The organism is Stenotrophomonas sp. S41 (assembly GCF_016624625.1).
In the GTDB taxonomy this organism is placed as follows: Bacteria; Pseudomonadota; Gammaproteobacteria; order Xanthomonadales; family Xanthomonadaceae; genus Stenotrophomonas.
On sequence record NZ_JACVTV010000009.1, the window covers coordinates 43,588 to 55,615 of the forward strand.

Genomic DNA, 12,028 nt, shown 5'->3' on the forward strand with positions numbered 1-12,028 from the left:
AGCCCCATCCTAGCGCCCGCCTCGTAGAGGGCACCATCACGGCACGCGCGCGCAGACCTGTCGGCCTCCGCTGCGTGGCGTCGATTGGTTGAATCGACGGGGTAGAGTCGACCGTTGGTCGACTGGCGCTATCCAGATCGAAAGGCAGTCGACCAACGGTCGACTCTACCGATGTGCATCACAGGCACGGGCACTCACGGCACCCGCGCGCAGACCCATACGCGCACCTCCGCCGCCCCCACCAGCCGCAGCGTCTCCGCCACTTCCAGCACCGTGCTGCCGGTGGTCATCACATCGTCCACCACGGTCAGGTGCGGTGGCACCGTACCCCGCACATCGAAGGCGTCGAACAGATTCTCGCGGCGCTGTTCGGCACTGCGCTCCGACTGTGGTGCCGTATGCCGGCGCCGGTACAGGCCGCGCCACACCGGCTGCCGCAGCAGCCGGCACAGCTCCCCGGCCTGGTCATAGCCGCGTTGGCGCAGCCGACGCGGATGCAACGGGACCGGCACCAGTAGCGGGCAGGCCCACGGTGGCGGCCTGCGCTGCATCAGCTGGGCAAGCAGGCGACCCGCCGCGAGGTCCTGATGGAATTTGTAGCGCACCAGCAGCTGGTCCACCGGCGGCAGGTACAGCAGGCTGGCATGGGTGGCAGCCTGCGGCGGCGGCTCCTCGCGGCAGGTGCCGCAGACCGGCAGCGCGCTGTCCGGCAACGGCAGAGCACAGCGCAGGCAGGCGCGGCCGGACCAGGGCATATCGGCCAGACAGGCGGCGCACAGATCCAGGCCATCATCGCCGGGGTCATCGCAGACCAGGCAGCGCAGCGGCAGCAGCAGGCGCAGGGCGGAATGCAGATGGTCTGCGAGGGCGTGGGGAAGGCGCATGCCGCAGGGTTGCCGTACCAGCATGCGGAAACCATCGGTGAAGCCCCCGCGCCTGCGTCAGCCAATGGCCGGTCAAGCGCTCCGCTGCGTCTCGCCCGCCAGCAACGGCGGCAGCACCTGCCCCAGCCAATCAATGAACACCCGTAGCCGCGGCGTCACATGCCGGTTGTTCGGGTACACCACGTGGAACGGGTACGGTGCCGGTCGCCATGGCTGCAGCACTTCCACCAGCGCCTTGCTGCGCAGCGCAGCGCCCGCCGCATAGCTGAAGGTCTGCACCAGGCCCATGCCTGCAACGGCGGCGGCCAGATGGGCATTGCTTTCGTTGATGCCGATGCGGTGCTCGGCCTTGATCTCGAACGCACCGTCTTCGCCACGAAAACGGAACGGTACCGCGCGGCCATTGGACGGGAGCAGGTAGCTGACCAGGCGGTGGCCGTTGCGCAGCTCCTCGGGGTACGCAGGAATGCCGTGCGCCTTCAGGTAGCGCGGGCTGGCGCAGGTGATCAGGTGCGCATCGCCCAGGTGACGGGCCACCAGCGTGGAATCATCCAGTACGCCGCCGCGGATCACGCAGTCCACGTTCTCGCTGATCAGGTTGACCGTGCGGTCTGAAACACCCAGTTCGATGCGGATGTCCGGGTATCGCGCCATGAAATCGGGAAGCACCGGAATCAGCACATCGCGTGCGGTGGAGCCACCGATGTCCACGCGCAGCAGCCCGCGCGGTGCACCGCGTGCGGCGCTGAACGAGGCATCGACATCCTCGAGGTCGCGCAGCAGGCGGCCGGCCTTCTCGTAGTACGCCTGGCCTTCGGCGGTGACCGACACGCGGCGCGTGGTCCGCTGCAGCAGGCGTACGCCCAGGTGGGTTTCCAGTTCGCGCACCAGCTTGCTCAGCGAGGTGGTGGGCATGTCCAGCGAATCGGCGGCACGGGTGAAGCTGCCGGCCTCGACGACACGGGCAAAGGCACGGATGGCAGTGAGCTGGTTCATGCCGCAGATTATGCACGTGCATGCACAGTCATTGTCATTACGCAGGATTTATCGCAGCCGCGCCGCCGCCCATCATTCTCCCACCCGCTGCCCCCCCTCCCCCGGCAGCCCTTACAGGAGAACACCATGAGCACTGGTTTCAACGACAAGATCGCCCTCGTCACCGGCGGCACCACCGGCATCGGCCTGGCCACTGCCCAGCACCTGGCCAACCTGGGCGCCAAGGTCTTCATCACCGGCCGCCGCCAGCCGGAACTGGACGCCGCGGTGGCCACCATCGGCGCGCAGGCCATCGGCATCCGCGCCGATGCCGCGCAGCCCAGCGACCTCGATGCGGTCTACGCGCAGATCGCCCGCCAGGCCGGCCGCCTTGACATCCTGTTCGCCAACGCCGGCGGCGGCGACATGCTGCCGCTGGGCGCCATCACCGAAGAACACTTCGACCGCATCTTCGCCACCAACGTGCGCGGCGTGCTGTTCACCGTACAGAAGGCGCTGCCGCTGCTGGTTGATGGCGCTTCGGTCATCCTCACCGGCTCGACCGTCTCGATCCAGGGCACGGCCAACTTCAGCGTGTACAGCGCCAGCAAGGCCGCCGTGCGCAACTTCGCCCGCTCGTGGGCGCTGGACCTGAAGGAGCGCCGCATCCGGGTGAACGTGGTCAGCCCCGGCCCGATCCGCACCCCCGGTCTGGGCGACCTGGTGCCCGACGAAGCCCGCCAGGGCCTGTTCGATCACCTTGCCGCGCAGGTACCGCTGGCGCGCCTCGGCGAACCGCAGGAAGTGGCCAATGCCGTGGCTTTCCTGGCCTCGGATGCGTCCAGCTTCGTCAACGGCATCGAGTTCTTCGTCGATGGCGGCATGGCCCAGGTGTAATGCCGGTCGGCCACTGCGATCGGGTTTGAATCAGCGCTGCCGGCCCAGGCCGGCATGCGCTTGCTGATACAGGATGTGCGTCAGCTCGTACTGGTTGCAGGCTCGCTCCGGCAGCGCACCGTCTTCGCCGGGCACACCCACCTCGAATCCCTCTTCCACATCCTCGTAGTAGAGCCACCCGTCAGCGAGATGGGCGACGACCCAGGCCGGCTCGACCCCACCCAGGCGATGCAGTGGCACCCTATGGAACGGCACGCGTAGTGTGGCGAAGGCAGCCTGCTGGTCGGGCGTGCAGTCATCGAGCTGCTTCGCGACCAGCGCTTCCATCTCCGCCCGCGTGAGCGGCCGCCAAGGACCCGCCATGCCGTCAGTCCTTGACCGAAGACGGCTGCTCTGCCATCGCCTTGGCACGCATGCGCAGGCTCTCGTTGCTGGCCTTGAAGGTTTCCACCAGCGCATCGCAAGCCACCTTGGAGGCACCGCAGCGCACCTGCATCGCCACACTGGCGTCGCCATCGTGCGAGACCAGCTCGCGGCGCACGATCGACGGATGCCAGCCATTAGCGGGCGTGGTCACCGACCAGAACACCTGCTGCTGGAAGTCCTGCAGCACCACCCAGTCGTTCTCCTCGCGCTCGCGTACGTGCGGAAGCGCGCGCAGGGCCTTCAATGCTTCATCGGGTGTTGCATAGGGAATGGAAGCACCACGTGCCTCCTGCGCACCCGCCTGCTGCATGCACGCCAGCAGGCCGGCGGTCGCGGCCACCAGCAGCCACCGGTGAACGGGATATCGTTCCTGCACGTGACTCCGCTCCTGTCAGTCGCAATCCTGGTAACCACCCACCACGCCGCAGCGCCTGCAACAGAACAGGTAGGCCGTCGGTGAACCGTCCTTGTCCAACGCAGCAAGGAAATGCTGCCACTGCGGCCCGTCGTCCAGCCCGGTGCTGTCCTGGATCGCCGCCACCGCGGCTTCACCGTGTGCTTCCAGTTCGGCGCGACCGGCGCGGCCGATGAACTGCGCGGCATCGCCGCAATGGGTCCACCACTGTTCCTGCTGCCAGCCGTTGAAGCCGGGCGTGCGCTGCGCAATCACGTCGATGATCTCCTCATCGACTTCATCCCACTCGCCGCCACCACCGACGCCTTCCTCATCACTGAAGATGACTCCCAGGCGCTCATGCGCGGAGCCATCGGCGATGCACCACGGGCAGATTTCGTGCCCGTACTCTTCTTCGGCATAGACCGGCCCGGTGTACACGTAGCCACGCGACTGCCCGCAGCACACGCACGGCGTATCGGCGGCCACCACGCTGCCGGTGGCGATGGGATCGGGGTGGTAGGTGAAGCGCGGCAGATCCATGGCAGTTCCGTTGCTGGGCGGCCCAGTGTAGCGGTGCGGTCAGGGCCAAATATGATGTAAACCATCGCATGCAACATTTAGTTGACAGTCCTCGGCAACCCACCCACACTGCCGCCCTCGCTCCACGCCCCTCCAAGGTCCCGCCATGGCTCCTGCCATCCGCCACGACTGGCAGCACGATGAACTGCAGGCGCTGTTCGACCTGCCCCTGCCCGAGCTTCTGTTCCGCGCCGCCAGCGTGCATCGCGCGCACTTCGATCCGGCCCAGGTGCAGGTGTCCACGCTGCTGTCGGTGAAGACCGGTGGCTGCCCGGAAGACTGCGCGTATTGCCCGCAGGCGCAGCGCTACAGCACAGGCGTGAGCGCGCAGAAACTGATGGATACCGATGCCGTGCTGGCCAAGGCACGCCAGGCCAAGGCCGCCGGTGCATCGCGCTTCTGCATGGGTGCGGCGTGGCGTTCGCCGAAGGACCGCGACGTTCCAAAGGTGGCTGCGATGATCGCCGGGGTGAAGGCGCTCGGCCTGGAAACCTGCGCCACCCTCGGCATGCTCAGTGGCGACCAGGCGCGCGCGTTGAAGGATGCCGGCCTGGACTACTACAACCACAATCTCGATACCGCGCCGGACTACTACGATTCGATCATCCACACGCGCCAGTACCAGGACCGTCTGGATACGCTGGGCCACGTGCGCGATGCCGGGCTGAAGACCTGCTGCGGCGGCATCGTCGGCATGGGCGAGACGCGCGCACAGCGCATCGGCCTGCTGCTGGCGCTGGCCACGCTGCCGGCCCATCCCGATTCGGTGCCGATCAACAAGCTGGTGCAGGTCGCAGGTACGCCGTTGCATGGCAGCGCAGAACTGGACCCGTTCGAGTTCGTGCGGATGATCGCGGTGGCACGCATCGCGATGCCGCGTTCGATGGTGCGCTTGTCGGCCGGTCGCGAAGCGATGAGCGATGAGCTGCAGGCGCTGTGCTTCCTGGCCGGTGCCAACTCGATCTTCTACGGCGAAAAACTGCTGACCACCGGCAACCCGGAAAGCGAGCGCGACCTTGCCCTGTTCGCGCGCCTCGGCCTGCAGCCGATGCCCGTGCAGGTGGACGCCGAAGACCACGACCACGGCGGTACCGTGCATGCCGATATCAGCGCCGATGGCCCCGGCTGTGGCTGCGCCCACGCCGCGTGACACGCCGCGTGATAGGGGCGTCGAGCAGGCGTGGCGGCAACGCGCTACCCTAGCCGCCCCGTCGTCGCCTGTAGCCAGCATGGCCCGCCCCGACCTGACCGCCCGCCTCCAAGCCCAGCGCGCGTTGCGCGATGCACAAGGCCGTCGCCGCCCGCGGCGCACGGTCACCCGTCGTGATGGCGTGCGCCTGGAAATTGACGGGCGCTGGTTGACCGGGTTCTGCAGCAACGACTACCTCGGCCTGGCCCAGCAGTTCAGCGTGGTCAACGCGCTGCAGGATGCGGCCGCACGCGAAGGCACCGGCGCCGGTGCCTCGCACTTGGTCTGTGGCCACCACGCGCTGCACGACGCGCTGGAACGCGAAGTGGCCGACTGGCTCGGCTATCCGCGCGCCCTGCTGTTCGGCAGTGGCTTCGCCGCCAACCTGGCGGTGCAGCAGGCGCTGCTCAGCGAAGAAAACGACGTCTGCGTGCAGGACAAGCTCAACCACGCCAGCCTGCTCGATGCCACGCGGCTGGCCGGTGCGCGCCTGCGCCGCTACCCGCACCTGGATCCGGAAGGCGCCATGCGCCAGCTCAAGCACGCACCCGAGGGTGCGGCGATGCTGGCCACCGATGGTGTCTTCAGCATGGACGGCGATGTTGCACCGCTGCGTGCGTTGTCGCTGGTCGCGCGCCTGCAGCAGGCCCTGTTCTACGTGGACGACGCGCATGGCGTGGGCGTGCTCGGCGATGGCCGTGGTGCCATCGCCACCGCCGGCCTGGGCGTGGACGACGTGCCGCTGCAGCTGGTCACCCTGGGCAAGGCGCTGGGCAGTGCCGGCGCGCTGGTGCTGGGCCGCGAAGATCTGGTCGAGCACCTTTCCGAAACCGCACGCCCCTACATCTACACCACCGCCCTGCCGCCGGCCCTGGCCGCCTCGGCCCTGGAAGCGGTGCGCCTGGCCCGCCGCGATCATTGGCGCCGGGCCAAGCTGGCCGACCTGATCGCCCTGTTCCGCGGCGAAGCGCGCCGCCATGGCCTGGACCTGATGGCCTCGGAAACCCCGATCCAGCCGTTGCTGTGTGGCGATGACCACAGCGCCGTGGCGATGTCGCAGGCGCTGGAGCAGGCCGGCTGGCTGGTCGGCGCGATCCGTCCGCCGACGGTGCCCGAAGGCAAGGCGCGGCTGCGCGTCACCCTGTCGGCACTGCATACGCCGGAACAGGTGCGCGAGCTGGTCGAAGCCATCGCCCAGGCGCGCGACCGCGTCGCTGCCGGGCCGAGCGAAGCGCTGCCGCCTGCCTTGCCCGCGCTGGCCTGACCCGCACGCGTCGTACCCCATGCATATCGACGTCACCGGCCACGGGCCGGACCTGGTTCTGATCCACGGCTGGGCCCTGCAGGGCGGCGTGTTCGCGCCCCTGGTGCAACGTCTGGCCGACCGTTTCACCCTGCACCTGGTCGACCTGCCCGGCCATGGCCACAGCCGCGACGACAGCACGCCGCTGCGCCTGCCGCACGTGGTCAACGCCATTGCCGCGGCCACGCCGCCGGCGGTGTGGTGCGGCTGGTCGCTGGGCGGGCTGTTCGCGCTGCACGCGGCGGCCACCCTGCCGAAGGTGCGCGGGCTGGCGATGATCGCCGCCACGCCCCGTTTCGTACGCGGCGAGGACTGGCCGCACGCGGTGGAACCGGCGGTGTTCGAGCAGTTCGGGCGTGACCTGGCCACGGACTTCGGCGGCACCCTGGAGCGCTTCCTGGCGTTGGACGTGATGGGTTCGGCGCATGCCCGCGAGGAGCTGCGCACCCTGCGCCAGCGCCTGGTCGAGCGCGGTGCGCCCAGCGAGCGCGCCCTGCTGGAAGGCCTGCGCCTGCTGGAAGGTACCGACCTGCGTGGCGCCCTGCCCACGCTGGGCAGGCCCAGCCTGTGGATCGCCGGCCAGCGCGACCGCCTGGTGTCGCCGGCCGCGATGCAGGCCGCCGCCGCGCTGGCCCCGGGCGCGCAGGCGCTGACCGTCGCCCACGGCGGCCATGCGCCCTTCCTCGGCCACGCCGACGAGGTGGCCGCTGCCCTGCAACACTTCGTTGCCGGCCTGTCACCGGCCGATGGCGGACAATGAGCACTTTCCGCATTCGGCAGGGTTGACGCATGGATCTCGGTATTTCCGGCCGCTGGGCACTGGTCTGCGGCGCAAGCAAGGGTCTCGGCCTGGGCTGCGCGCGCGCCCTCGTGGCCGAAGGCGTGAACGTGGTGATCGTGGCTCGTGGCGAAGCCGCCCTGCAGGCTGCCGCTGAGGAACTGCGCGCCGTGCCCGGTGCCGCCGAGGTGCGCACCGTCGCCGCCGACGTCACCACCGAGGCCGGGCGTACCCAGGCGCTGGCCGCCTGCCCGCAGGTCGACATCCTGGTGACCAACGCCGGTGGCCCGCCGCCGGGCGACTTCCGCACCTTCGAGCGCGACGACTGGATCGCCGCGCTGGATGCCAACATGCTCGCCCCCATCGCGCTGATCCGCGCCACGGTGGACGCGATGATCGCGCGCGGCTTCGGCCGCATCGTCAACATCACCTCGTCCTCGGTGAAGGCCCCGATCGACACGCTGGCGCTGTCCAACGGCGCGCGCAGCGGCCTCACCGGCTTCGTCGCCGGGCTGGCGCGGCGCACGGTCGGCCACAACGTCACGATCAACAACCTGCTGCCCGGCCAGTTCGACACCGACCGCCTGCGCGCCAACTTCGCCCACGCTGCGGGCCAGGACGGCGACGTGCAGGCGGTGGCCGACCGCCGCCGCCAGCAGATCCCCGCCGGCCGCTTCGGCACGCCGGACGAATTCGGCGCGGCCTGCGCCTTCCTGTGCAGTGCACAGGCCGGTTACCTCACCGGGCAGAACCTGCTGATCGACGGCGGCGCCTACCCCGGTACGTTCTAAGAGACTTCCGCAATGCCGTCCCACTTCGATGCCCGCCACGTCCGCCGCGCGTTCGCCCGCGCCGCCAACAGCTATGACGCCGCCGCTGCCCTGCAGCGCGAGGTGCAGTCGCGGCTGATCGAATCGCTGGACTACCTGGAAGCGCGCAAGCCCGAGGTGGTGCTGGACATCGGTGCCGGCACCGGCCACGCCAGTGCGCTGATGAAGAAGCGCTGGCCGAAGGCGCAGGTGATCGCGATGGACGTGGCCCTGCCGATGCTGGACCAGGCCAAGCGCCAGGCCGGCTGGTGGAAGCCGTTCCAGCGCCTGTGCGGTGATGCCGCCGCGCTGCCGCTGGCCGACAACAGCGTCGATGTGATCTTCAGCAACCTGTGCCTGCAGTGGCTGGACGACCTGCCGGCGGTGTTCGCCGGTTTCCGTCGCGTGCTCAAGCCCGGTGGCCTGCTGCTGTGCTCCACCTTCGGCCCGGAAACGCTGGTCGAACTCAACGAAGCGTTCGCCGCCGCCGATGACCGCCCGCATGTCAGCCGCTTCGCGCAGATCGCCCAGTTCGGCGATGCGTTGATGATGGCCGGCTTCCGCGATCCGGTGCTGGACCGCGACCTGTTCACCCTGACCTACGACGACCTGCCGGCGCTGATGCGCGAGCTGCGCGCGATGGGCGCGACCAATGCACGGGTGGATCGCCGCCACACGCTGACCGGCCGCGGTCGTTTTGCCGCTGCTGCTGCCGCGTACGAACCGATGCGCCGTGCCGACGGCAAGCTGCCCAGCAGCTGGGAAGTGATCTACGCCCACGCCTGGGCGCCGGACCCCGGCGCGCCAATCCGCGAAGGTGGGCATGACATCGCCTCGGTGCCGGTGTCGGCCATCCCGATCCGCCGCAAGCAGCCCTGACCGAAAGCCGCCGGGCATGGCCCGGCGCTACCGGGCGCGCGATAGGAGCCGCGCCGGGTGCACGAATGGGTAGCGCCGGGCCATGCCCGGCGAGCGCAGCGGCGCGGCCTGGCGCTCAGGTATTGGCCGGCGAACTCAGCGGCGGGCGCACCAGGTCGCGGTGGAAGAAATAGATTTCCTGCACCAGGAAACGCCAGCTGGTGTGGAAGCTGCGGAAGCGCGTACTCGGCGTGGACGAGGCCAGCGCCTCGATGCCCAGCGCCTGGCTCAGGCGCAGCGCGCGCGCCATGTGCAGCGGGTCGCTGACGATGATAACCGTGTGCAGCTTGCGCTGCTCCATCAGCCGCTTGGCTTCCACCAGGTTCTGCACGGTGTTGCGTGAGGCGGTCTCGATCAGGATCGCGTCATCCGGCACACCGTGCTTCAGCGCATAGCGCCGCGCCACCTGCGATTCGGAAAAACGCGCGCCCGCGCCACCGTAGCCACCGGTGAAGATCAGCAGCGGTGCATAGCCGGCCTGGTACAGGTCCAGGCCGTGGCGGATGCGTTCTTCGAACACCGGCGACGGCTTGGCATCGTAGGCCGCCGCGCCCAGCACGATGATCGCATCGGCCTTGGCGGCCTGGTCGCGCTCACCCACCCAGACGATCCAGGCGGTCACGCCCAGCAGCCACACCAGCACCAGTACGAACAGGCGCCACAGCCAGCCCAGCAGGCCGGTGCGGGGTCGATGACGGCCGCGGCTCACGCCACCTCCCAGCGCAGCGCTGGCAGATCGACGTTGCCGCCGGACAGCACCAGGCCCACGCGCTGGCCCGCAAACCGCGCCGGCTGGGCCAGCACCGCCGCCAGCACGATGGCCGAGGACGGCTCCACCACCTGCTTCAGCACCTCCCACAGCAGGCGCATCGCCGCACGGGTGGCGTCATCGTCCACCACGATCACCTCGGCGCCCGCTGCCTGCAGCAGCTGGAAATTCGGCGCGCCGACCAACGTTCGCAGGCCATCGCAGAAGGTGTCCGGGGTGAAAGCGGTCACGCGCTCGCCGGCAGCCAGCGAACGCGCGGTGTCGTCGGCACCGGCCGGTTCGGCCAGCACCAGGCGGGTCTGCGGGCTGGCGTGCTGCAGGGCCAGCGCAGTGCCGCCGGCCAGGCCACCACCGCCCACCGGCACCACCAGAACATCGAACGGGCCATCGCTGTGCAGCAGCTCCAGCGCCGCCGTGCCCTGCCCGGCCATCACCGCCGGGTCGGCATAGGGATGCACGAGCGTCGCGCCGGTATCGGCCTGCACCTGGGCGCAGGTGGCCTCGCGGTCGGCGATGGTGGGCGGGCAGCGCCAGAGGGTGGCGCCATGGCGGGCGATGTTGGCCAGCTTGGCGGCCACCGCCCCTTCGGGCACCACCACGTGGCAGGGAATGCCGCGGGTGCGGGCGGCCAGGGCCAGCGCCGCGCCATGGTTGCCCGAGGAATGGGTGACCACACCGGCCGCGGCGCGCCCGGCGTCCAGCGACCACACCGCATTGCAGGCACCGCGGAACTTGAACGCCCCGCCGCGCTGCAGATGCTCGGCCTTGAACGCCAGCTGCGCCCCGGCCAGCGCATCCAGCGCATGCGAGCGCAGGACCGGCGTGACATGGGCATGCGGCGCGATCCGCGCGGCGGCGGCCAGGACATCTTCGGCGCGGGGCAACAGTGAATCGCTCATGACGCAAGATTAACGTATGCCCCGACGCTGGCGGCCACGCACCCGGCCATGCCAGCATGCAGGCCTTCACCGCCATTCATCCTGGGCCGGCACAATTAAGGGGCGATTCAATGCCCACGCCTGAAGCTGGCCCTACACCCGTCCTTGGGGGGACCCACATGAAAACGCGCCTGTTGCTTGCCGGTGGCCTGTTGCTGGCCCTCACCGGCTGTTCCACCTACGACTATGTCGGCGGTGGCAGCGGTGGCAGTTACTACCACGGTGCCCCGTCGACGGAGTACCGCTATCCGTATGGCTACCCGTCCACCTATGGCTACCCCTACTACGGTGGGTACGGCGGCTATGGCGGCGGTTACGGCTACGGCTATTACGGCAACCCGTACTACTCGCGCCCGGTCTACCGGCCGCCGCACAACCACCGCCCGCCACCGCCGCCGCGTCCGGGCAACGGGGGTGAGAACCGTCCGCCGCCGCCGCCGCGCCAGAACAATGGTGGCTCGCCGTGGCGGAACATGGACTCGATGCGTCGCCCGCCGCAGGGTGGCCGCCCGCCGGGTCCGCCGCAGGCACGTCCGTCTGCGCCCCAGGCTCGCCCGTCCGCGCCGCCGCAGGCACGTCCGGCACCGGCACCGCGTGCGCCGAAGTCGAACGGTTCTCCGTGGCGAAACCTGGAACGATGAACCGTTGCCTGCGGCGAAACATGAAACGTGCGACGCAGCGCACAGTTGGGCTCTGAACCATCTTGCATTTCACGCGGTTCAGGCCGCACTCTACGCGGGTGGTGACGGCCCGCGTCACAAAGTGACAAAAACGTTAAGGGCCCGTCCCAAACAGCTCTACGTCGATATCCGACAGGAACATCTGGATCCCCCCTGTTCCGGCCCTGTCGGATGTCGGCACCTCTGAAAGCAGACGGCCCCGCGATGCGGGGCCGTTTGTTTTTGGCTTGTCTGGATCCACGCCATGCGTGGATAGGGCCCCTCCCGGCAAATCCCCCGCCCTGGTAGATCCACGCCATGCGTGGATGGGACCTCTCCCGGCAGGCCACCCCGGCCGTAGTAGATCCACGCCATGCGTGGATGGGCCCCTCCCGGCAAACCTCAAAAAAAAACAGGGCCGGACAGTCCCCCGACTGCCGGCCCCCCGCTTCCCCACCGTGCGCCTGTACCGGCCCCTGTTCCAATTCCGGTCAACGGCGCCTACGG

General features: G+C 69.3%; 14 protein-coding genes. 7 read left to right on the forward strand and 7 right to left on the reverse strand.

What is annotated here, in order from left to right; all coding sequences use genetic code 11:
• Positions 1-194: 194 nt before the first annotated feature.
• Positions 195-884 carry a ComF family protein gene (locus tag IAE56_RS03780; protein WP_200751520.1) on the reverse strand — a complete coding sequence of 230 codons (690 nt, stop codon included), beginning with the start codon at positions 882-884 and terminating at the stop codon, positions 195-197.
• Between the two features lie 72 nt (positions 885-956).
• Positions 957-1,880: a LysR family transcriptional regulator gene (locus IAE56_RS03785; protein WP_200751521.1), complete on the reverse strand. Its 924-nt coding sequence runs from the start codon at positions 1,878-1,880 to the stop codon at positions 957-959.
• Between the two features lie 126 nt (positions 1,881-2,006).
• Here IAE56_RS03785 and IAE56_RS03790 point away from each other — a divergent pair, with 126 nt between their 5' ends.
• The gene (locus IAE56_RS03790; RefSeq protein WP_200751522.1) at positions 2,007-2,756 is read left to right on the forward strand and encodes an SDR family oxidoreductase; all 750 of its coding nucleotides are present in this window, start codon (positions 2,007-2,009) and stop codon (positions 2,754-2,756) included.
• 30 nt (positions 2,757-2,786) lie between these two features.
• Here the strand turns inward: IAE56_RS03790 and IAE56_RS03795 are convergent, their stop codons facing one another.
• From IAE56_RS03795 to IAE56_RS03805, 3 genes are read right to left on the reverse strand one after another with little or no spacing between them, the layout of a single operon-like run.
• Positions 2,787-3,083 carry a hypothetical protein gene (locus IAE56_RS03795; protein ID WP_234455863.1) on the reverse strand — a complete coding sequence of 99 codons (297 nt, stop codon included), beginning with the start codon at positions 3,081-3,083 and terminating at the stop codon, positions 2,787-2,789.
• Positions 3,084-3,123: 40 nt separating this feature from the next.
• Positions 3,124-3,558 carry a hypothetical protein gene (locus IAE56_RS03800; RefSeq protein WP_200751524.1) on the reverse strand — a complete coding sequence of 145 codons (435 nt, stop codon included), beginning with the start codon at positions 3,556-3,558 and terminating at the stop codon, positions 3,124-3,126.
• Between the two features lie 15 nt (positions 3,559-3,573).
• The gene (locus IAE56_RS03805; RefSeq protein ID WP_200751525.1) at positions 3,574-4,119 is read right to left on the reverse strand and encodes a CbrC family protein; all 546 of its coding nucleotides are present in this window, start codon (positions 4,117-4,119) and stop codon (positions 3,574-3,576) included.
• A 145-nt stretch (positions 4,120-4,264) separates the two neighbouring features.
• On the opposite strand from IAE56_RS03805, the gene bioB reads away from it, so the two are divergent.
• The 5 genes from bioB (at position 4,265) to bioC (ending at position 9,116) form a co-directional block, all read left to right on the forward strand.
• Positions 4,265-5,308, forward strand: coding sequence for a biotin synthase BioB (bioB, locus tag IAE56_RS03810; RefSeq protein WP_200751526.1), 1,044 nt, complete (start codon positions 4,265-4,267; stop codon positions 5,306-5,308).
• Positions 5,309-5,387: 79 nt separating this feature from the next.
• Positions 5,388-6,611, forward strand: a complete 1,224-nt coding sequence (bioF, locus tag IAE56_RS03815) for an 8-amino-7-oxononanoate synthase (RefSeq protein ID WP_200751527.1) — start codon at positions 5,388-5,390, stop codon at positions 6,609-6,611.
• 19 nt (positions 6,612-6,630) lie between these two features.
• Positions 6,631-7,410 (forward strand): pimeloyl-ACP methyl ester esterase BioH, encoded by a 780-nt coding sequence (bioH, locus tag IAE56_RS03820; protein ID WP_200751528.1) that lies wholly within the window; start codon positions 6,631-6,633, stop codon positions 7,408-7,410.
• Between the two features lie 29 nt (positions 7,411-7,439).
• The gene (locus tag IAE56_RS03825; RefSeq protein ID WP_200751529.1) at positions 7,440-8,219 is read left to right on the forward strand and encodes an SDR family oxidoreductase; all 780 of its coding nucleotides are present in this window, start codon (positions 7,440-7,442) and stop codon (positions 8,217-8,219) included.
• 12 nt (positions 8,220-8,231) lie between these two features.
• Positions 8,232-9,116, forward strand: coding sequence for a malonyl-ACP O-methyltransferase BioC (bioC, locus tag IAE56_RS03830; protein ID WP_150453803.1), 885 nt, complete (start codon positions 8,232-8,234; stop codon positions 9,114-9,116).
• 115 nt (positions 9,117-9,231) lie between these two features.
• On the opposite strand, the gene IAE56_RS03835 is transcribed toward bioC, so the two are convergent.
• Both IAE56_RS03835 and IAE56_RS03840 read right to left on the reverse strand, forming a co-directional pair.
• Positions 9,232-9,876: a YdcF family protein gene (locus IAE56_RS03835; protein WP_165835659.1), complete on the reverse strand. Its 645-nt coding sequence runs from the start codon at positions 9,874-9,876 to the stop codon at positions 9,232-9,234.
• Positions 9,861-10,823: a pyridoxal-phosphate dependent enzyme gene (locus tag IAE56_RS03840; protein ID WP_200751530.1), complete on the reverse strand. Its 963-nt coding sequence runs from the start codon at positions 10,821-10,823 to the stop codon at positions 9,861-9,863. The genes IAE56_RS03835 and IAE56_RS03840 overlap by 16 nt, the downstream gene beginning before the upstream one ends.
• A 158-nt stretch (positions 10,824-10,981) precedes the next feature.
• Here IAE56_RS03840 and IAE56_RS03845 point away from each other — a divergent pair, with 158 nt between their 5' ends.
• On the forward strand, positions 10,982-11,503 hold the full coding sequence (locus IAE56_RS03845; RefSeq protein WP_200751531.1) for a hypothetical protein: 522 nt from the start codon (positions 10,982-10,984) through the stop codon (positions 11,501-11,503).
• The last annotated feature ends 525 nt before the right edge of the window (positions 11,504-12,028 follow it).

Excerpts from the sequence above, each read along its gene's own strand:
- bioH (WP_200751528.1), top strand. The coding sequence starts at position 6,631 with ATGCATATCGACGTCACCGGCCACGGGCCGGACCTGGTTCTGATCCAC.
- IAE56_RS03780 (WP_200751520.1), bottom strand. The coding sequence starts at position 884 with ATGCGCCTTCCCCACGCCCTCGCAGACCATCTGCATTCCGCCCTGCGC.
- bioF (WP_200751527.1), top strand. The coding sequence starts at position 5,388 with ATGGCCCGCCCCGACCTGACCGCCCGCCTCCAAGCCCAGCGCGCGTTG.
- IAE56_RS03790 (WP_200751522.1), top strand. The coding sequence starts at position 2,007 with ATGAGCACTGGTTTCAACGACAAGATCGCCCTCGTCACCGGCGGCACC.
- IAE56_RS03825 (WP_200751529.1), top strand. The coding sequence starts at position 7,440 with ATGGATCTCGGTATTTCCGGCCGCTGGGCACTGGTCTGCGGCGCAAGC.
- IAE56_RS03845 (WP_200751531.1), top strand. The coding sequence starts at position 10,982 with ATGAAAACGCGCCTGTTGCTTGCCGGTGGCCTGTTGCTGGCCCTCACC.
- IAE56_RS03840 (WP_200751530.1), bottom strand. The coding sequence starts at position 10,823 with ATGAGCGATTCACTGTTGCCCCGCGCCGAAGATGTCCTGGCCGCCGCC.
- IAE56_RS03795 (WP_234455863.1), bottom strand. The coding sequence starts at position 3,083 with ATGGAAGCGCTGGTCGCGAAGCAGCTCGATGACTGCACGCCCGACCAG.
- bioC (WP_150453803.1), top strand. The coding sequence starts at position 8,232 with ATGCCGTCCCACTTCGATGCCCGCCACGTCCGCCGCGCGTTCGCCCGC.
- IAE56_RS03785 (WP_200751521.1), bottom strand. The coding sequence starts at position 1,880 with ATGAACCAGCTCACTGCCATCCGTGCCTTTGCCCGTGTCGTCGAGGCC.
- IAE56_RS03805 (WP_200751525.1), bottom strand. The coding sequence starts at position 4,119 with ATGGATCTGCCGCGCTTCACCTACCACCCCGATCCCATCGCCACCGGC.
- bioB (WP_200751526.1), top strand. The coding sequence starts at position 4,265 with ATGGCTCCTGCCATCCGCCACGACTGGCAGCACGATGAACTGCAGGCG.